The sequence below is a fragment of the Vibrio chagasii genome, from assembly GCA_041879415.1.
Taxonomy (GTDB): Bacteria; Pseudomonadota; Gammaproteobacteria; order Enterobacterales; family Vibrionaceae; genus Vibrio.
Genome location: CP090852.1, coordinates 1,775,938 through 1,796,375 on the forward strand (window position 1 = coordinate 1,775,938; position 20,438 = coordinate 1,796,375).

18 protein-coding genes are annotated in these 20,438 nt (G+C 43.8%); 11 read left to right on the forward strand and 7 right to left on the reverse strand.

Going from position 1 to position 20,438, the window contains the following annotated elements; all coding sequences use genetic code 11:
- Positions 1 to 415: 415 nt before the first annotated feature.
- Positions 416 to 1,786: an L-serine ammonia-lyase gene (locus tag L0991_21855; protein ID XGB64660.1), complete on the reverse strand. Its 1,371-nt coding sequence runs from the start codon at positions 1,784 to 1,786 to the stop codon at positions 416 to 418.
- A gap of 307 nt (positions 1,787 to 2,093) precedes the next feature.
- Here L0991_21855 and L0991_21860 point away from each other — a divergent pair, with 307 nt between their 5' ends.
- The gene (locus L0991_21860; protein ID XGB64661.1) at positions 2,094 to 2,972 is read left to right on the forward strand and encodes a YdcF family protein; all 879 of its coding nucleotides are present in this window, start codon (positions 2,094 to 2,096) and stop codon (positions 2,970 to 2,972) included.
- 4 nt (positions 2,973 to 2,976) lie between these two features.
- On the opposite strand, the gene L0991_21865 is transcribed toward L0991_21860, so the two are convergent.
- Entirely contained in the window at positions 2,977 to 3,654 is a 678-nt protein-coding gene (locus tag L0991_21865; GenBank protein ID XGB64662.1) for a hypothetical protein, read from the reverse strand.
- A 195-nt stretch (positions 3,655 to 3,849) separates the two neighbouring features.
- Complete coding sequence (locus L0991_21870; protein ID XGB64663.1) at positions 3,850 to 4,113, reverse strand: DUF333 domain-containing protein; 264 nt, start codon at positions 4,111 to 4,113, stop codon at positions 3,850 to 3,852.
- A 367-nt stretch (positions 4,114 to 4,480) separates the two neighbouring features.
- Here L0991_21870 and L0991_21875 point away from each other — a divergent pair, with 367 nt between their 5' ends.
- The 6 genes from L0991_21875 to L0991_21900 all read left to right on the forward strand — a co-directional run bounded on the left by L0991_21875 (position 4,481) and on the right by L0991_21900 (position 13,149).
- On the forward strand, positions 4,481 to 4,999 hold the full coding sequence (locus L0991_21875) for an NUDIX domain-containing protein (protein ID XGB64664.1): 519 nt from the start codon (positions 4,481 to 4,483) through the stop codon (positions 4,997 to 4,999).
- Positions 5,000 to 5,572: 573 nt separating this feature from the next.
- Positions 5,573 to 7,684, forward strand: a complete 2,112-nt coding sequence (locus L0991_21880) for an LruC domain-containing protein (protein XGB64665.1) — start codon at positions 5,573 to 5,575, stop codon at positions 7,682 to 7,684.
- A 13-nt stretch (positions 7,685 to 7,697) separates the two neighbouring features.
- Positions 7,698 to 8,213, forward strand: a complete 516-nt coding sequence (locus L0991_21885) for a hypothetical protein (protein ID XGB64666.1) — start codon at positions 7,698 to 7,700, stop codon at positions 8,211 to 8,213.
- A gap of 231 nt (positions 8,214 to 8,444) precedes the next feature.
- The gene (locus L0991_21890; protein ID XGB64667.1) at positions 8,445 to 10,208 is read left to right on the forward strand and encodes an ABC transporter ATP-binding protein/permease; all 1,764 of its coding nucleotides are present in this window, start codon (positions 8,445 to 8,447) and stop codon (positions 10,206 to 10,208) included.
- Positions 10,202 to 11,986 (forward strand): ABC transporter ATP-binding protein/permease, encoded by a 1,785-nt coding sequence (locus L0991_21895; protein ID XGB64668.1) that lies wholly within the window; start codon positions 10,202 to 10,204, stop codon positions 11,984 to 11,986. Before L0991_21890 ends, L0991_21895 begins: the two co-directional genes overlap by 7 nt.
- A gap of 248 nt (positions 11,987 to 12,234) precedes the next feature.
- Positions 12,235 to 13,149, forward strand: a complete 915-nt coding sequence (locus tag L0991_21900) for a LysR family transcriptional regulator (GenBank protein XGB64669.1) — start codon at positions 12,235 to 12,237, stop codon at positions 13,147 to 13,149.
- 31 nt (positions 13,150 to 13,180) lie between these two features.
- On the opposite strand, the gene L0991_21905 is transcribed toward L0991_21900, so the two are convergent.
- A complete protein-coding gene (locus L0991_21905) occupies positions 13,181 to 14,698 on the reverse strand; it encodes an arylsulfatase (GenBank protein ID XGB65437.1) in 1,518 nt (505 codons plus the stop codon).
- Between the two features lie 320 nt (positions 14,699 to 15,018).
- On the opposite strand from L0991_21905, the gene L0991_21910 reads away from it, so the two are divergent.
- The gene (locus L0991_21910; protein ID XGB65438.1) at positions 15,019 to 15,285 is read left to right on the forward strand and encodes a hypothetical protein; all 267 of its coding nucleotides are present in this window, start codon (positions 15,019 to 15,021) and stop codon (positions 15,283 to 15,285) included.
- Between the two features lie 47 nt (positions 15,286 to 15,332).
- The gene (locus L0991_21915) at positions 15,333 to 15,767 is read left to right on the forward strand and encodes a hypothetical protein (GenBank protein ID XGB64670.1); all 435 of its coding nucleotides are present in this window, start codon (positions 15,333 to 15,335) and stop codon (positions 15,765 to 15,767) included.
- Between the two features lie 83 nt (positions 15,768 to 15,850).
- Here L0991_21915 and L0991_21920 read toward each other — a convergent pair whose 3' ends face one another.
- Positions 15,851 to 16,318, reverse strand: a complete 468-nt coding sequence (locus tag L0991_21920) for a cytochrome b/b6 domain-containing protein (GenBank protein XGB65439.1) — start codon at positions 16,316 to 16,318, stop codon at positions 15,851 to 15,853.
- A 324-nt stretch (positions 16,319 to 16,642) separates the two neighbouring features.
- Between L0991_21920 and L0991_21925 the strand changes: the two genes are divergently transcribed.
- Together L0991_21925 and L0991_21930 are read left to right on the forward strand one after the other, a co-directional pair.
- Complete coding sequence (locus L0991_21925) at positions 16,643 to 17,482, forward strand: hypothetical protein (protein XGB64671.1); 840 nt, start codon at positions 16,643 to 16,645, stop codon at positions 17,480 to 17,482.
- A 143-nt stretch (positions 17,483 to 17,625) separates the two neighbouring features.
- Positions 17,626 to 18,882, forward strand: coding sequence for a peptidoglycan DD-metalloendopeptidase family protein (locus L0991_21930; protein XGB64672.1), 1,257 nt, complete (start codon positions 17,626 to 17,628; stop codon positions 18,880 to 18,882).
- Positions 18,883 to 19,060: 178 nt separating this feature from the next.
- On the opposite strand, the gene L0991_21935 is transcribed toward L0991_21930, so the two are convergent.
- Positions 19,061 to 19,381 (reverse strand): heavy metal-binding domain-containing protein, encoded by a 321-nt coding sequence (locus L0991_21935; protein XGB64673.1) that lies wholly within the window; start codon positions 19,379 to 19,381, stop codon positions 19,061 to 19,063.
- A gap of 24 nt (positions 19,382 to 19,405) precedes the next feature.
- A complete protein-coding gene (locus tag L0991_21940) occupies positions 19,406 to 20,353 on the reverse strand; it encodes a LysR substrate-binding domain-containing protein (protein ID XGB64674.1) in 948 nt (315 codons plus the stop codon).
- Between the last annotated feature and the right edge of the window lie 85 nt (positions 20,354 to 20,438).

Consider the following 20,438-nt stretch of genomic DNA (forward strand, 5'->3'; position numbering starts at 1 on the left):
CCAATTATAATACCACCTATAGTAATACATAAACTGAAACATCTATCCCAAACGGGACTTTGCTCGATATATCTTTTCTTATGAGTGCATTCATATTTCTCATGAATGAAATTTGCAATATTAGATTTTGCTAGTAGATGCATGCCTGTGTGAAATTTAGCCATGCTCATTTGTGGCTAAGTAATGAACAATTAAAGGGAAAGTAAGAGGGAGCCATTCGGTAAATGTTTTTAAGTGCGTATCACTTGCAATTGGCCGCTGGGTTCTAGCCAATAAAAAAGCCAGCTTGACGGCTGGCTTTGTTTTGATATTGAAAGCTAAGTTTACAATAATGCAGTCTGAATGAAGGCTATTTTTCAACAATTCGCTTGAGCGCGTTACAACTGTTGATGCATTTCATTCTAAGGTATCTCATTTATTCACACGGCGGTGCCATATGGATGACCGCCAAGCCACCCAAAGACGTTTCACGGTACTTCTTGTTCATGTCTTTACCTGTTTGGTACATGGTCTCGATAACTTTGTCTAACGAGATAAGACATTTACTCGTACGTTTTAGTGCCATACGTGATGCGTTGATCGCCTTCATTGCGCCCATCGCGTTACGCTCAATACATGGTACTTGAACCAGGCCGCCAATTGGGTCACAGGTCATGCCTAGTGAGTGCTCCATCGCGATCTCAGCAGCAATACATATTTGCTCGTTACTACCACCACGAAGGGCCGTTAAGCCAGCAGCGGCCATTGACGAAGATACACCGACTTCGCCTTGGCAACCCACCTCGGCACCCGAAATCGACGCATTGGTTTTATATAGAATACCGATAGCGCCAGATACCGCTAAGAAGTCTTTGAGCTGCTTGGTATCAAGCTCTTTGATAAAGCGATGGTAGTACATTAAAACAGCAGGGATAACGCCAGCCGCACCATTCGTTGGCGATGTCACTACTTGGCCACCAGCAGCATTTTCTTCACTTACGGCAAAGGCAAATAGGTTAATCCAATCCATGATCTCCATAGGATCGTTTTCAATGGAGGCATTCGCTTCTAGTTTTTTCAAAAGAGCGGGTGCTCGACGTGTTACTTCAAGGCCACCATCTAGGATGCCTTCAGTATCAAAGCCACGCTGCATGCACAGTGACATCACCTTCCAGATCTGGTCGGCTTTTTGGTCAATTGCTTCCATATCTTGAAAGGATACTTCGTTGCGCAGGATTAAGCCGCCAAGGCTCATTCCGTTTTTGTCAGCCAGTTCAAGGAGTTGGTCAGCCGATGAGAAAGGAAACTCAACTTGGGTTTCAGACTCTTGTTTGCCGTTTTGCAGCTCGTCTGCCGTTGCGATGAAACCGCCACCAATGGAGTAGTAGGTTTCCATATCCAGAAGTTTACCGTTCGTATCAAACGCAGAGATCGTCATACCGTTTTCATGAAGCGGCAGGTTGGTTTTGTGGAACAGTAAGTCACTTTCAACATCGAAGTGAATCTCATGATGACCGCTCACCATAAGAGACTTGTCTTCAATCGCTTTACGCATTGCTAGGTTAGCACTGGTTATTTTGATGGTATCTGGGCGGTTGCCAAGCAGACCTAACAGGGTTGCGCGGTCAGTGTGGTGGCCGATACCTGTTAATGATAGTGAGCCGTACAAGTCGATTTGAATACGGGTAACTTGGTCAAGTACAGATTCAATCTTTTGGGTAAAATTAAACCCTGCGATCATTGGTCCATTTGTGTGGGAGCTGGAAGGCCCAACCCCGATTTTATAGATATCAAAAATAGACAGCATAGTAACTTCCTGTGAAGACGGTTCGATGGACGAACTCTGTGTAAAATTTGTATTTTGTTCGTTTCACTTATTTGTGTGAAAGCGTTCTCTGTTTAAAACTAACGTTAACCAACGTAGTCGTGAGAAACCCAAGAGCGTGCTATTTTGCTTTGAAGCTGCACTTTGATTCTCGAGTTACTTGTTATGTCGCTCTGCAATAGTGAGCATTATTGCGAGTAACTTATAAGAATTTCAAAATACTTTTGTTAACAAGTATTGTATACATAATTCACTCCATCTAATCCCCAAAACGAGACTTGAACATAAAATGAGCATTAATAACCTCCTTATTGTGCTGGGTAAACGGCTTAATGAGAATGAATTGACTGAGGAAGGAATCAGTCGAGTTGATGCTTTGGCGAAGTACCTAGCGGAGTCCTTGAGCATAGAGTCTCACTCGTCCACAGCGGTCGCTTTTTGTGGTGGGGTAACCAAAGGGCAGAGTGTTTCGGAAGCCGATGCAATGCACCGATATTTTCGTGAGCTTGAAAGCCTTCGTGAAGTCCCGTTTACTTTGGGGGCAATTTTACTGGAGCAGCTTTCAACGAATACTGTAGAAAATATCCAAAACTTAGCTGCTGAGATGATAAAAAGTGGGCTGTTTGCGCGCGGGCAAAGTGTAAAGGTAATGTTTGTGTCGAACGACTATCACTTGCAACGCATCTTCGAAATTCAAGAACTGATGGACGAGCAAGGGTTACTAAAAGTTCTCGTCGAGAAATGCTTAGCGCTTGGTGTTGAGCTGCGGATAGACCGAAAGTTGGATGCTCATGTTGCAGTGCCATATCCGCACCAAACAGCTCAAGGGCAGCTGTTTTTATTGATGGATATGCTTACAACGTACCGAGTGTATCTCGAAGGAGTATGTGCAGGAGCGTTTGAACGAGATTTGGAGATTGTCAGGGCGGAGCCAGAAAGGCTTTCCTTGGAAGCCTTGGCTAAAGCAAAAGGCTCAGTAGGAACTTTATCTCAGTTTAGTATCGTGGAAAGTCTGCTTCCGGTACTGGAAGGCTGTATTCGAGGCACTCCAGTAGGTACGGATATAAAAAAAGTCAGGGAGTACCTAGCATTACTAGATACCAACCTAACTTTTCTGAATCGATTGTTAGACCCTGAATCGGATCATACTCATCGCTGGTGGCGATAAATCGTTATTTTTTTCTGATGATGCCAAGAACTGTTTTTAGACTAGCAAACGCAATTAAGCAGTAGGCGAGTAGTTCTGTGCCTTCTTCTGCAATGTTTTTAACCGCACGAACGTAATCATCACCCATCACATTGTGCCAAAAGCTCCCCATGCCGAATAGGCGGGAGAATACTAACAGTAGCATTACGCCTGTCACTAGCAGGTTCATGTGCGGAGAAGCCAAAATAAGGGCAAGTTGATCGATAGTACGCTTACCATTTTTTACAGCATAAAAAATAGCGCTACCAGCAACTAACGCAGCAGGAACAACCCATGCACCGTGTGCGATCTTATCGAACCAAAAATCCATTTCACGAATGAACATCACAGCGAAGAAGGCGCTAATGAGAACCGCAGCGTGTTTCACTTCACTTCTCTTTCTCGCAAGGTAAGCAAAAGAACCTGAAGTTACGATAAGTAGCAGCTGTTGCAACATCTCTGTCACTGAGATCTCACCAACATTTCCGTTCAACAATACAAAATCAATTCTGAGCGCTAAGTTAGCAATAATACCAATAGCGAGAACGACTAAAGCGGTTTGGCAGCGCTTATAGATCACTTGAGAGGTCGATTGAGAAAGGGTGAACTCAGGGAGTTCAAAAGACATGTGAGTTTGCTCTTTCGTTTTAGAATGGTTTTTCATTTCAATTCAACCTGTAAATATTTGTAACAGGCCGGCATTCTATCTGCTTGGAATTTGACAATGTCAGAGAAATGTTAGCAATAAAACAGTGTACAATTGGTGTGTATATACGGTAAACCGCTGCCAGTTGGCAGCCAGTTTACGTAATTGGTTGAATTAAAAAGGGGAGGGATTGGTGGGTATCAGAGTGGAGCGCTATTCACTTTTAGCTTCTGATTCTTGCTCATGATTATTTCGGTAGTACTCCCACTGCTCAATACGTTCACCGTCATCAAAAACACAATAAGTGGTGCGTTGATTGTTTTCAGTGACCGTGTCTAATTCGCCATCCTGTTGAACACAATAAACGGCCGCTGGATTAGCAACTGAAACACGTTGGCCTTCGCTATACTCTGCATAGTCGTTTGCACAACCACCTAATACAACGGCAAATACAGCCATCAAACCAATTTTCTTCATGTTTATCTCCTACGCGATAACTCTATAGTTGAATACGTTAAGTTCTACAGAACCCAATTAGAAGCTCTATCAAATGAGTATATTTTAGATTTCAGAAAAGGTTGTTCTAATTTGGTCAAGATATTGAAATAGGTTGATATTTCGCCATGTTTAGCTGCTTTTTGAGGGCTAGATCAAGCTAAGCTAGCCGGGTTATAGAAGGGCATTAATTGTTGAGTGGAGGCTTTTCAGAGGCTATGTGATGTTTTCTTGCTTATCGGCTGTGGGGTACAAAGTTAGAAGGTGTGTTGATGTGAACGGCTATGAACCTCGAATCTATGAATGATTATGATATGATGCCGCCAAATTCAGTTGAGCAGTCAGAGCCATGAGACATCTAAAAACCACCATTCACCCAGATATCGACCACCTAGATAACAAAACAGTTTACAAGCGTAATGCCGCCAGAGCGATTGTCTTAGATGGTGAAGATATTCTGATGCTGTATACCGAGCGTTATCACGATTACACCATTCCTGGTGGCGGCCTAGATGAAGGCGAAGACGTGATTGCGGGCATGGTCCGAGAGCTTGAAGAAGAGACGGGTGCAAAGAACATTCATGGCATTAAGCCGTTTGGTATTTTTGAAGAGTTTCGTCCTTGGTATAAAGATGATGCAGATATCATGCATATGATTTCCTACTGTTATTCGTGCAAGATCGATCGTGAACTTGGTGAGACGGCTTACGAAGATTACGAAGTTAAAAACGGAATGAAGCCTGTGTGGATGAACATCCATGAAGCAATTGCTCATAATGAAAAGACGATGGCTGAAAGCCCTAAAAAGGGTATGAGCATTGAGCGCGAGACGTTTTTGTTACATTTGATCGCGAAAGAAATGCTTTAACCTCACCAAACCTTAGTTTGCAGTAATTGCACGGAATTAAGTGTTCAGCTGTAACTAAAGTGTAACCGATAATGACCTTTGAACTGTTTAACTCACCCTGGATTTAAACAGTTCATTGTTAGTGCTCACTGTCATCCAACTTGGTTTACAGCCAACAGCCATTATTTCTCCAGCTTCACGCAGCTTCCTGCTGTTTGAACTACACCTTTATTCGCTTGGAGTTTACTTCTCGCACTCCCTTCAATGACAAGCTGTCAAGTTGACTCACTCCCTCATCAAATTGATTCCTATTTTGAAGAAAGTGTTTAATTATTCTTGATTTTAATAAGCTTATAGAAAAATAGAGACCTACTTTCAATGTGTTAGGTTTATTTTCTAAGTGTTCAAAAACTTGGCTCTTCTCTTGCTTAATTCTTTTATGCAGCTCGTTTTGTCGGCACCCAAAATAATAAAAGTAGACATCCTTTGTCTCGTAGCATCAGATTTTAGGGAGACATTTATTTAGCTTTGCCGTTCAGAGTTTACGTACTTTTCAAGGAAATCGCTTAAGCGAAGAAGAAGTCGAGGTTTACTATGAAATACAAGCAAATTATCTACCTCATTGGCGCAATAGTTAGCGTCCCAGTCCACGCAACCATAGTGGATTTGGATTTTTCAAACCATATAGAGTCAACGAACGGAAGTAGTGGTTGGGCTGGACCAACCTACGATGGCGCCTCCATGCACTTTCTCAATGTCGGTACTCATGATGGGAAAACCATTGATGCTAAGGTATCCAGTAGCGTTTTTGGTGACGCAACATTTATGTTCCATGCTCCCAACTATAAGGTAGGCTCAACTCAGCCCTCTGGCGATATTGGTTTCCTCTATCAAACTAACTCTGCCGGATCTGCAGGTTTGATTTATACCTTTGAGTTCTTTGACGGAACAGACGGTCTGTCTGGTACGTTCTCGGTTCCTTACACCATTCCTGAGTTTGAAATGATCGGTTACGACATTGATGGCGAGCCCGTTCAATCAGAGCAAGTTCGAGTATTTAAAAGCGAAGGCTTTTTCAGTTATCAATTGGGTAGTGCAAGTGCCAGCTTGACCGCCGAAGAGAGTGCTGATGGAACTTCCGTTCTATTCACAGGCCCAGGTACTAACTATTCAGAAACTGACACATCAGGTGCGGTTAAATTCATCTATAAAAACACTTCTATTGTTACCTTACAGTTTGAAACCGTCACTTCTAGCAGTAGTAGTTTTCCTAACCCAATTTTCTCAGCGTTTGATGGTAACTGGGACCTGAGCGGTTTTACTACGCCAATCGAGAGCTCGGACGAGTCTGATTTTGGTGATGCGCCAGATACCTACGGAACGTTACAGGCAAGCAATGGTGCAGAGCATGCTGTCTCTTCAACTCTCTATCTAGGGGCTAGCATTGATGCTGATTCTGACGGACAACCGGGCGCCTTATCAAATGGCGATGACTTGGATGTTGACGGAAATGATGATGACGGTATCACGCTGCTGACTAACCTAGAAATCGGGTTGGATAGTCTCATCAACGTCAATGTTGTGGGTAATGGTTACTTACAAGCTTGGGCTGACTGGGACTTGAGCGGCACTTTCGATGATGATGAGCAAATATTGAAAAACCATTCGGTCGTCGAAGGGGGACAAGTGGTTCCAATTCGAGTAGCTGATGATGCAAGCGTGGGGACTGTGCAAACACGTTTCCGTCTAGCGAGCAGCCCTAATATTCCGAGTGATGGTTATGTAGGTGATGGGGAAGTCGAGGATTACGTGTTTAACGTCACTGATCCGGGAACCACTATCCAACATTCTAACTACTACACTGCAGCGTTCGAAGATAACTGGCCTGAAGTGGGTGACTTCGATTTAAATGATGTTGTTGTTTATTACCGAACCACCATTCTAAGTAAAGATGATGCTGTTTTGCGTATGGATATTAGCGGTAGCATCATGGCCTACGGTGCCTCTTACGGTAATGGCTTAGGTTGGAAACTAAGTGGCTTTGATGAGTCGGATGTTGACTTGCAGACTGCCAGAGTGCAGAAAAACGGCGCAACTCGTGTGAATATTTCACCGTTTACTGGCGAAGATAAATCGGTTGCATCACCAGGAGGAGACCTTGTTGTTGTTGCTTCACTGAACTTGAGAAATGACATCCCGATCAACGATGAGTGTATGTTCCACCGTACCAACCCATCATGTAACCCGTCTCTTGAGTCAGACCAAATGACATTCAGCATCTCACTACCGTTTAACGACGACGATCAACCAACGGTGAGCTCACTGCTACCATTGAGTGGTTTCGACCCGTTCATCTTCGGTCCGGGTGAAGGATATTACCATGGCTCTAGCTTTACCGGCTCTCCGGGTAAAGATCTTGAGATTCACACTGCGGATCTTCCACCAACTTCACGTGGTACGTTAGTCAGCGACTTTTACGGTGTGGCACAAGATGATTCAGATCCAAGTAGTGGAAAATACTACAGAACTACGCAAAACATGCCTTGGGGTATTTTAATTTCATCTCCTTGGAATCACCCATCAGAGTACATTGATATCAGTGAAGCGTTCCCAGATTTTGCTGAATGGGCGACCTCTGGCGGTTCTTCTAAACCGACTTGGTATCTAAACCCTAACTCAGACAAAACTTGGTCTACTGAAGATTAATCAAGGAGGATTTATGAAATTATCAAAACTAATGCTAAGTAGTGTGACTCTTGTCTTCCTTGCAGCGTGTGGCGGAGGCGGCGGAGGTGGTGGCTCTACTGCATCGGCTCCAAGCTCTGTCCCACCAGCGGATGATTCTTCATCAGGCAACACATCATCTGCTGGCAATAACACAGTGACGTCTAGCGTCGCGCCTGCGGCACAAGTGTTGAGATCGGTAGAGCTAACAGTACCGGAAGGGTTTGATTTCTCAACTGAGAGGGAGGTGGCTGTGACTGTCGATGTGGCGAGTTCGCAAAGCTCCAGAGGCTTCATGAGTTTATACACTGAGTTTGAAGGCGACGTAGTTGACTACACATCTCAGGTGCTAAGAATGCCTATCAATGAAGATACCGACTTTTCAACAACGCTACTATTGCCAAACCATGTTGATAAAGTTTGGGTAGAAGTTTGGTACCCATCAGCATTGGGCAGTGAAGTGAAGAGCTCGTTTAATATTGAAAATGATAAAGTTGATGTGCTTCTGTAAGGTCAATACTGGACTGGAGCCTTAGCTTTGAATTATTACTTCTAATACCTTTGCCGCCATATTTGGCGGCAAAGTTTTTTATACAATACGAAAAATGAATAGCGATGACGAATTATTGAATGTGGTTGATATTGTCAACTAAGTGTTTTTGATGTATCTTTTCCATATCGTGAAGTGCTTTCCAAGCAAAATCACCAAATAGCTATACGCTTGCCCTCAATAAAGAATGCTATGAATAAAAGACAGTTTATTGCCCATTACTTGCGCATGAATCGCACCTCTTATTTACTTGCGGTTGTGTTCATTTTTCTCGTTAACTGGTTACAAGTAGAAATCCCTCGTTATATCCAACTGGCAATAGATTTAATCGATGATGCCTCCTCAAGTGGTCATCAACAGCTACAGACTTATGTATGGATTGTGGTTGGTATGTCGGTTGCAATGGTCGTCGTTAGGATTCTGTCTCGCATTTATGCGCTCAATCCTGGGCGAATCACAGAAGCTTCACTCAAAACCACGCTTCTACAAAAGCTCAACCGCTTGCCAAATAGCTTTCACGAGCGCTTTGCTTCTGGTCGTTTAATCTCAATCATCAACAATGACCTAAGTGGTATTCGTTTGATGTTTGGTGTTGGTTTTCTGCAATTCTTTAATGCGTTGCTCGCTCTATCGTTAACGCCGCTATACATGTGGCGTATATCGCCAGAACTAACCCTGTATTCGATCATTCCGATTTCAATCGCTTTCGTGATTTTCCGAGTGGGCTTTAAGCGTATGAAAACGCTCCATCTAGAGCATATGAAGCGACTGCAAAACTTGTCTGCACAACTGATGAGCTATTTGTCTGGAATTGACCTGATTAAAAGTCAGCAGATGTCACCTTGGGTAAGAGCGGAAACTGAGAAACTGAATCAGTTGTTGCTTGAATGCCGCCTTAAAATAACGCGTATCCAAGTCTTCTTTATGCCTGTTCTCGATTACGCCAATGACCTGATGAAAATCATTATTTTAGGTTTAGGTGGCTTTATGTTGATGAGACAGGAACTGACCCTAGGTGAAATCACAGCGTTCCTAACTTACTCAGTTTTGCTTGCCATGCCGTTGATGCAATTAGGACGAATTGCGACGATTTATCAGCGCGGTATGGTCGGTATTCAAAGCGCACAAACTATTCTGAATGCCAAAATTCCAGAGCTTGATGAGCAGAAGCTTTCGGAGCTCGATGTTGAATCTCTTAAAGGTAAAACGTTCTCCGTGCATAACCTTAGTTTTAGTTACCCGGGTGAGGAGCGTCTGATTCTCGATGACATCAGCTTTGATATTCCCGCAGGTAAGAAAGTCGGTGTGTTGGGTGGAATCGGTGCGGGCAAAACGACGTTGGTAAACTGTTTGAATCACCACTTAGATACTCCCCAAGGGTCAGTACTGCTGGGTGAGAAAGATATTACTAGCTTCTCGCGCAGCGATTTGCGTCGTTACGTCAAAACCGTCACCCAAGATCCATACCTGTTCTCAGCGACTGTTGAAGCGAATATTCGTTTTGGTAGCACCGATACCGAGCTAGCAAAAAGCCAGGTTGATGAAGTGCTAGAGCTAAGCCAATTAGCCAGCGATGTGACACGCTTTGAGCAGGGTGACCAAACCTTGGTGGGTGAGAAGGGCATTATGCTGTCAGGAGGGCAGAAACAGCGCCTCAGTATTGCTCGTGCTCTATTACAGCCAACCGATCTCATCATTATGGATAACGTTTTGTCTGCGGTTGATTACGAGACAGAGAGAAAAATTTTAGAAGGCCTATTTAAGCGGTTGGAAAATCAGTCAGTCCTTGTCGTCTCACATCGTGTTAATGCACTTGAATATATGGATGAAGTCATCGTGTTGAATGAAGGGAAAGTGATTGCTAAGGGCGACCATAAAACCTTACTGAAAACTTGCGATTACTACTACGAGACATGGTTATTACAGCAAAATGAAACGGAGGCAGCAGCATGTTAAAGGGTGTTGACCTCAAGTACCTAAAGCATTTCTTTAAGTTTGCTAAGAAATACAAAGGCTCCGCGATTTTGGGCATTGCGATGCTTCCGCTTTCTGTCATCACGAGCTTATTGTTCCCTTGGTTGATCATCCAAGTGATCGACGTTCAGTTGAGCCATGGGGATATGGATGGGCTATTAGAATACGTTTTCTACCTGGTAGCCGTGCTAATCGCCAGTTATGTCGTGGACACCACTTACGCGTATAACCTGCGTAAAACGGGTCAATACACCATCACTGACATGCGTTCAGTGTTGTTTGCTCGTGTTTTGAAGTTGCCACGCAGCTATTTTGATAACACTCCAATTGGCGTCACGCTCTCGCGCCTAACCAGTGATTTAGAAACCATCGGCGAGACTTTTGTTCAGTCGGTAGTCGGTTTGGTAAAAGACAGCATTAACACCATTGCGCTGTTGGTCATGATGTTCTTAATTGATTGGAAGCTTACGCTGATCGTATTGATCATCATGCCTCCGGTTATGTATCTGACTGTGCACGTTCGAAATCGTCTTCGTGCTCTGTATAAGATAACTCGCTCGTCATTGGCTCAAGGGATTGGTTTCTTGCAAGAAGTGTTGTTTGGCATGAAAACCGTTCAGATGTACCGAGCAGAAGAGCAAGTAGAACAACGTTACCAGGGCTATACCGACGAGTTTCTTAGAGCACAGAAAAAGATCAATAAATACGATGCGATTTTGTTCTCGTTTATTTCTGGCATCACATCCATCACCATCGCGGTAATGATTTGGTATGGCTCTGAACAAGTGATTGAGGGTGCCCTGACTTTAGGTGTGTTAATTGCCTTCATTAATACCTTAGAAAAAGTGTTCGTGCCGATCCGCGACTTTACTTCGCAAATTGCTTCCATTCAGAGCTCATTTGCGGCCTTCGATCATATCGAAGAGTTGTTTGTTGAGCCGACCGAAGAAGAAGGACGTAATTTACTGTCGTCAGAGAAGGTTGCTAAGCAGTTAGAGCAGTTTGAAAGCCTTGAATTTAAGAACGTTAGTTTTCGTTATAAAGATGATTCTCCCTATGTGCTTAAGAACGTCTCTTTTGTCTTGGAAAAAGGACACCAAATTGCACTGGTGGGCTCTACAGGCTCCGGCAAGTCAACGATTCTCCGTTTGATTTCTAAAACTTACCAAGATTACGAAGGCAGCATATTGCTGAACGGTATTGAGCTTTCTCAAATCTCTAGTGAAGACTCGGCACACCTGTTCTCGATGATGATGCAAGATGTGCATTTATTCGAAGAGACGATTGCTTTCAATATCGCACTAGGTAAAGAACATCTATCAAGTACTGAGATTGAGCAGGCCGCGCGTTATGTTTATGCCGATAAGTTTATTGAACAGCTGCCTCAAGGCTATGACTTCCAATTAGATAAGAACGGGGCAAACCTATCAGTAGGGCAGACGCAGCTGATTTCGTTCGCTAGAGCTGTCGCCCAAGGTGGACAACTGATGATGCTAGATGAGGCAACCAGCTCGGTAGATTCCATTACCGAGGATCTCATTCAAAAAGCGATGCAGCGTCTGTTCAAAGAGAAAACCGTGATAGCGATTGCTCACCGCTTGAGTACGGTACGTCACTCAGACAGCATACTAGTGCTAGAGAAAGGTGAGATCGTTGAAAAGGGCAATCACCAGCAGCTAGTGGCTCACAATGGCATTTACGCCGGCTTATTGAAAGAGTCGATAGTGGAAACCAATGAGCCAAAGGCTGCAGAAGCCTAAGCGCGACTACAATCAATTTATCTATTGTCAGCGGTCCAATAAGCCCCAGTCATCGCACTGGGGTTTATTGTTTTTAGTCGGGCATAACTTTTGTTTATAGCCGATATAACTCGCCTCACACCAAAGATTGATGTGAGTGATATAGATTCTGTATAGGTAACAAACGATAATATTAGGATACGCTTTCATTCTCAGTAAAGGACTATCGAGATGTGAGGAATAACATCACTCTTTAGTTCGAGTAGAGCATGAAAAATACCGATTTTAGCTTGATCCCCTATTTTGTTGTGATGATGGAAGAGCTTTCTATCTCCAACACCGCCAAGCGCTTTGGCGTCTCTCAACCTGCTGTTAGTAAGGCATTAAGCCGACTAAAAGAGACCTATGACGATCCGTTGTTTGTAAAGACAAAAGACGGTTACAGACCGAGTCGATTTTGCTACGACATCTACCCGCAAATAAAACAGGCCTATGATGCGTTCGAATCAACGTTTCCTAATAAGCGTAAATTCGACCCGAGCAAAATTGATCGCTCTTTTAATGTCGCTTGTATCAGTGGTGCGATTTACTCTGTGATGAAGCTCGTATCAGATAGGCTTTATACTGAAACGCCCGATGTCGGTATTAATATCGATCCTCTCTATACCGGTGATATTGCTCTCGATTTACGTCAGCATCGATACGATTTGTGTATCGCTCATCTTCCTATCGACGATCCAGCTCTAGAATGTGTACCACTTGCAAGCCAGCGCATGGTGGTGGCGTATGATAAAAATCATCCAAGGTTGGGAGACAAGATCACGCTTAAACAGTATTTGGAAGAGAAACATGTACTTCATAGCATGTGGGATACTGAAGACTCACCATTGACTAAAAGCTGTCGATACGCACAGAAAAGAAAGGTCGCTCGTAAAGCACCTGGTCCTTTTGAAATGCTAGACATAGTTAAGGGGACAGATTTGATCTGTATTACGCAGGAATCTATTTTGGACAAGTTTGGCTTGTTGGAAGAGTTCCAATTGTCGCCATTACCCTTTGAATCAAACTTCGGAGTGGGGTACTTGGTGTGGCATAAGAGTCGTAATTCGGATATGGCACACTCATGGTTTAGAAAAAAGATTATCGATGCCTCACAAAAAAAGCCCCAGTGGGGCTTTAATTAGACTCTGTTTTAGCAAGGCGTTTGAAGTTGGATTAATTCGTGCCTTGCTGCTGCATCTTCTGCACAAGTTTTTGAAGTTTAAGCGTATTGTAGTTGATGTTAGCAGCACTAAAGCCTTGCCCAGCTTGCATTGGGTAGTCATCTAGAGAGCCCATAAACTTCGCCACTTCTTGAGACATCGGAACGAACAGCCACATATTGTCGATCATCCAGCGGGTGTACATACCTGACTCTTTCGCCGCAGTTTCAAACGGGTCCATACGTAGGTTGGTGATTGATGCCCAAGCTGGAGCCTGACGCACAGCCGATTGCATGTCACCTTCCATCATCGCAAAGCTGGCTTTCCAATCATTCCAACGTAGTGCGTTCAACTCACCATTTGCCGAGAAGTAAAGAATGGTCTCACGAGGCCCTTTGTCTTCTTTCCCTTCAAAGTAAGGCTTAAAGTTTGAGCCATCTAAATGAACACGCCACTCTTTGTCGTTCAGTGTTACGCCTTCTTTTAATTCTTCGATGATGTTGTCGTTACCCGCAGCAGCTGCCAGTGTCGGTAGCCAGTCTTCTTGAGACATAAGAGCATTGATTGCAGAACCCGGCTTGATAACACCTGGCCACTTCACGATTTGCGGTACACGCATACCACCTTCGTAAGTTGTGCCTTTCTCACCGTGGAATGGAGAGGTACCGCCGTCTGGCCAAGTAAACTTCTCAGCGCCGTTATCGGTAGACAGAATTACGATTGTGTTGTCCGCTACGTCTAAACGTTCGAGCGTATCAAGTAATGCACCGACATTGTCATCTAGTTGGCGCATACCATCGGCATAGATACCTTGGCCTGTAATGCCATCGTAATGCTCGTTGAGGCGAGTCCACACGTGCATACGAGTTGAGTTGTACCAAACGAAGAACGGCTTATCGGCTTTAACGGCTTTCTCCATGAAAGTAATCGTCGCTTCAGTAAAGTCTTCATCGATGGTTTCCATACGAGCACGAGTCAGTGGACCTGTGTCTTCAATCTTGCCATCAGCTGTCGCTTTTATAACACCACGAGGACCGTACTGTTTTCTAAATTCTGGGTCTTTAGGGTAGAAGTACGTTTCAGGCTCTTCTTCAGCATTTAAGTGGTATAGGTTACCGAAGAACTCATCAAAACCATGGTTTGTTGGAAGGTGTTTGTCTTGATCGCCTAAGTGGTTTTTACCAAATTGTGCCGTCGCGTAGCCTTCTTGCTTAAGCGCGTCGCCGATAGTGGGAGCCCAATCTGGAATACCGTGGTCAGAGCCCGGCATACCAATGGTTAGAAGGCCCGTACGGAAAGGGTGTTGACCCGTGATGAAAGCAGCACGGCCGGCAGTACAAGACTGTTGAGCGTACATGTCTGTGAAAATAGCGCCATCGTGGGCAATGCGATCGATGTTTGGTGTTTCATATCCCATCATGCCGCGGTTGTATGCGCTGGTGTTGTAGTAGCCTAAATCATCAGCCCAGATTGCAAGAATGTTTGGCTGTTCTGCCGCCGCTACACTCTGAGCCAAGCTCAAGGCGCCCATTGCAAGCACGGATTTGGTAAAAGTAGTCAAGGTACAGTCCTCTTATGGTTCTAGATTACGTTGCAGAAGAAAGTATCAAAACCGGATTAACCTTGAGGACTACAGGGTATAAATTCTAGTTAACTGCCTGAGTAACGTAAGGCGTGTAGGGGAGCTAGTTACGATTTTCGGTAAATGAGTCGCTGAAAATATACATATTTTACGATCATTAATATGTTATCATCTCCCTACTACTTAAGGGGTGTCTTAAGGCATCGGGATGTATGCGAGCAAATTTACGTGCTTGTGTCAGTCACTTTCTGGCGAATATGGAATCGAAAATGTTGTTGGAAGAAGTTGTAGAAATCATTGAATTAACCGACTCAGACCATTTATCTCACGCAATGGACCTGTTTAACGAGCATGGCTTTGTTTCCGCAGAGCATTTACCTTTCATGTCGGTGGTTTTTGAAACCGCACCTGAGCATCTTGCGGAGAAACTGTCGCAGATTGGCTTCAAAGGTCTAGTGCAAGTAGAGAAAAGTGAAGATGCAACTGGCTTTGTGATCGTTGACGCTGAACGAGCTCAGCTTAGCAAAAGTGCGTAATCAGAAACGCTCAATAATATCCGTTATGACAATTTGAGGTTAACACAGTGACAACAGCTACCGTTTCAGTAACAGAGCAACAGATCTCCAATGAACATGCACTTTTAGGTGCATCATTACTAGCGTCCCAAAAAGTAGAGTTGGCGCTGTTTAATGTGATCTCTAAATTAGCGAAAACCTTGTCAAAAGATGCTCAGAAAGAGCTAGGTTTAGACCTAGATACTTTTTTGAGAGAGAAAGCGAGTCACCAAGAAGCAACACTCAGCTTGTATGAGCAGGCGTTCGGTGAACAACTACCGCTGAAAAAAAACGAACTTAACGATTTTATTTATCACAGAAACGTAGTGACTCGCAGTTTTTGGCGAGTGACAGGTGCTGATGTTAAGGGTGGCGAGAAGCTAGCTAACCCAGAACTCTACCTAAAAGAGTTTCTTGCTAAATGTGAATACTGGCAAGTGATGCTGGATAACCAATCCAAATAATCACGCCGAAAAAGAAAGCCATAGCAGAAGTGCTATGGCTTTTTTGTTAGCCGCGATTTAAGTCCAAAGTCTCACAGTATTATTTAAATCATCATTTTTAATACATAGTTCTTAGAGACAAAGTGGTGTTTAAGTGCTGCACTAATATGTAAAACAATCAAACAAGCTAGGGCAATACAACTGGCACGATGTAAATAAAAGAAGAAGCTGTTGATTGCTGGGTTGGTAATTAGGTTTTCGACAGTGGTTAACCAGAATAGTGAGTAAGGTTGTTCCAGCATTAAATAGCCTGTACTGAACACCATAAACATAGCGAGGTACATTAAAGAGTGAGCAAGCTTAGCCACACACTTTTGTCCCTCTGGTATTGATGTTGGCATGGTTGGAGAAGAGCGAAAGTGACTCCAGATATAACGAATCACGAGCAATGGTGTCGCAACGGTTGCCAATGACATGTTAAGCACTGATAAGAATGAAAACAGCTCTGGATGACTGGTAACATAGTGCATCACATAACCTGCGATTGTGGCATAAAGGATTACTGAAGCCATTACCCAGTGCAGTACACGGCTTACTAAATCGTATCTTGGATTATTCAAATTAACCTCGCTCTGATCGTTATTAATATAAGTTTCACTTCGATGCAATAAATCAAATGACTCTATATTCGCATCGCGAATTAATTATATAGAACAGTATTACTTGGTATTTTTATAATTTAGAAATTAATGATGTTGCTTCAGGTGTTTTATAATTATCAATGATGTTTTAGAGTGTTAATTCCAATATGGATAAGGCAAACTTGCCCACTTCCTAGCTTGTATGCCTATTACGAGATACAGTTAGGTTAAAGACAAATATATAAGGAATGTATAATGCTTCGAATCTTATTGATTGCAGTTATCTCAGTGTTCAGCACAATGAGTTTTGCAAGCGAAGAAGTTAAGTACTCTGAGAAAGAGTATTTGGATAGACCATTGATGGAACGCTACGTTTTAGATGAGTTGAAGCAGTTGCGAATGGATCAGCAAGATCTTGAAAGGCGTCTCACCATTCAGATGACGGATCGCGAGCTGGCTGTGGCGGATAAGTCACTCAATTATGCCAATGTCACCGTTACCTATTTCTTCTACATTATTGCAGGCGTGGCGTCTTTAATCGCCTTAGTGGGTTGGCAGTCGCTCAAAGAGCTAAAACACACCACCAAAGAGATGGCAGATCAACGACTCAATACTATCGCTCAAGAGTATGAGAAAAAGTTCAATGTGCTTGAGAGAGACTTGAAGCGTAAGACAAGAATCATTTCAGAGAACAACCGAGAAATCGAAATCATCAATGAGATCCACAATCTATGGTTGAGGGCGCAGAATGCTCAAACCGCGGAACAGAAAATTGAAATTTATGATGAGATTTTGAAGGTTCGTCCTGGGGACTTGGAAGCATTGACATATAAAGCAGACGCAGCGATGGAGATTCAGGAATACCATTGGGCGATGAGCTTATGTAATCGTGTGTTAGAGGTGGATGACCAGAACGCTCATGCTTTATATCAACGAGCGTGTGCTTACGCTAGGTTGGGAGCGGAAGGGCAAGCGATTGATGATTTAGAACGCTCTGTTGAAGCCAGTGGCTCAATGCGAGAGTTGTTGGCTGAAGAACCGGACTTCGAAATGCTTCGAGGTTTAGAACGTTTTGAGGCGCTTCGCGAAGAATAAGGATTTGATTGTATGGTGGGGTCGCGTCCCACCATACTTTTATGCTTTATACGGAACGGTTTCTTACATTTCATTAGTGCTTTTGCATGATTTGTTATGTTATAACACTTTCTAAGTTCCTTGTTTTAACCGTTAAGTATTTTATGAAGTACCTCCGTATTAGCCTGATTATTATTGCAATCAGTGCATTTTCACTCGCTACTTTCCTTTCCTTTCATTCCGAACCAGAAAAAGAAATTTCAATAAAAATAACGCCTTATCAAGAACTACACACGGACGGTGAAGCACAGGCGCAGGCACAAAATCAGACTAGCTCAATAGTCAAAATTCACTACTTTGTGAAGGTAGGGGATACCCTCAGCAACATCTTTTCGTCTTGGAATCTGCCTTATGAAACCGTACATAAGATCATGGAAGCGGATCTTGAGTCTTTGAAACTCGATACAATTAAGCCAGGTGATCATTTAGAACTGGTTTTGGATGCTGACTCTAAACAGCTTGTGGAGCTGATTTATCACGAGAGTCTGGTTGAGCAAGCGACCTTTACTCGAAACGATGATGGTAGTTTCACTTATAAATTCCACGAGATCCCAGGTGAATGGAAAGAAAAACTCTATGCAGGTAGTGTCCAAGGGAGTTTTTCAACGTCTGCATACAGAGCAGGGTTAACTACCGCTCAGATAGCGAATATTACTCGCACGTTGAAAGATAAAGTTAACTTCGCTCGTGAGCTGAGAGCGGGTGACCGCTTCAATGTATTGGTTAAAGAGCAATACACAGATGATCACCTAACAGGCAAAACAGAAGTTCAAGGTATCTCGATTCAGTTACGAAACCGCGAAGTGGCAGCGTTTCTCGCGCCAGATGGTCTCTTCTATGACAGAGAGGGCAATAGTCTAGAGCAAGCCTTTGATAGATACCCTGTCGACAGAAAATTCCGACGAATTACCTCATCGTTTAATCCGACACGAAGACACCCAGTAACAGGGCGAATCTCGCCGCACAATGGTACCGACTTTGCGACACCAGTGGGCTCACCGGTTTACTCAACGGGTGATGGCCGTGTTGTAGCGCTTCGTGACCACCCGTATGCCGGCAAGTACTTGGTGATCGAACACAACAGTGTATATACGACGCGTTATCTTCACTTAAGCCGCTTCTTAGTTAAGAAAGGGCAACAAATTAAGCGAGGCCAGAAAATTGCGCTATCGGGGGCGACTGGCCGTATTACTGGCCCTCACTTGCATTTTGAGGTGTTGGTTCGTGGTCGAGCTGTTGATGCGATGAAGGCTAACCTACCGATGGCGAGCTCGATTATGCCTAAAGACAGAAAAGAGTTTTTAGCTCGAATCGTCTCTTTTGATGCCATGCTCTCTAAGCCAGCAGAACGTGCGAGCTAGAGGTATTCAAATTAACTTAGCAATACATACAAAAACGCCCCTTAGCTAACGGTTTAGCTAAGGGGCGTTTTTTATAGGGAATCACACAACTGAGCGAATGACTCAGTTTTCTGTTAGATAGAATTGCCGGGGGGCGAGGTTTGGTGGTTAGCCGGGCTCAGAATCAACCTGTAACTAGTTAAGCAACAACTACCGCTGTGCCACTGGCAGAAACCATTAGCATGCCGTTACCTGTGCCAAGCACTTCGTAATCGATGTCGACACCCACGACGGCGTTTGCTCCGGCTTCAATGGCTTTCTGCTCTAACTCTTTGAATGCATAGTTGCGTGCTTTCTCGAGTTCCTTTTCGTAGGTGCCAGAACGCCCACCAACAAAATCACGAATACCAGAAAACATATCCTTGAATACGTTCACCCCTAAGATAGCCTCTCCGGCAATAACCCCTTTGTAGTCGACAATGCGTTTACCTTCGACAGATTGTGTGGTGGTAATGATCATAATGGCCTCTTGTAAGTAACGGTTCTATTGGATGTTATCGGTATGTTCTTCTTGTGTTCGATCGTTAAGTGTCATGTCTGAATTGGCAAATTCATGTCTTAACCATGTTCTCAGTTTTAGCACACTTTCTTGTTTTAACTTGTTTTTTGGGCAAACAAAATAGAAATCTTGGTGTGGGTTAGCGACTGGCTCGCCAAGCTCAACCAGCATGCCGTGGCTGATATCATCTTTTACAAACAAGCGATGGGTGACTAATACGCCAAGTGAACGAATGGCGGCTTGTACTGCTTGAATCGATACATCAAACGTTAGATTGCTGTGGAAACTGGGCATTGGGATTTGATAATGGTCACACCATACTTGCCAGTCGTGTTTGCGCCTAGGGTTAAAAACACCAATTGTAGGGTTCTGTTCGACAAGCTCTATGACACTTAACTCTTTATTGTTTGCAAGTAGCGTAGGGCTACATACCAGCACCAGATCATCATCGCCAAGTTTTTCGCTGTAGTACTGCTCCCACTCATTCGGTTTGCCATGCACAAGAGCAATATCAACCCCTTCTTGTTCAATATCGAAAGGGCCCGTTAGTGTTGAAATACGAATATCAAGTGACGGAGCGAAAGCTTGAAAGTCGGGGACGCGGGGGATCCACCAATGCATTGCAAGCGAATTCACCATATTGAGGGTAATGCGATGGTCATTGGGCGTCCTTGCTAGCTCTTCAGTCGCCTCTATCACCTGTTCCAACGCAGGAGCGACCTTGCGGTAATAACGTTTACCAGCGGCATTAAGGACAACGCGGCGACCTACTCGCTGAAACAGCGGCCTATTGACCTGTTGTTCTAAAGACTTAATGGCTTGGCTTACTGCAGAGTGGCTGACATACAACACACGAGCGGCATCGGTCATGCTGCCAGTTTCTGCAACAGCAATGAAAGCATAAACGGATTTAAGCGGAACGAGCTTTTTCATTGGTAAGTTTTCCTTACAGTTATGGTTAATATTACTCGCTATTTTTAATGACGTCACGCTTCTAAAATAGACAGCATAGGAGGTG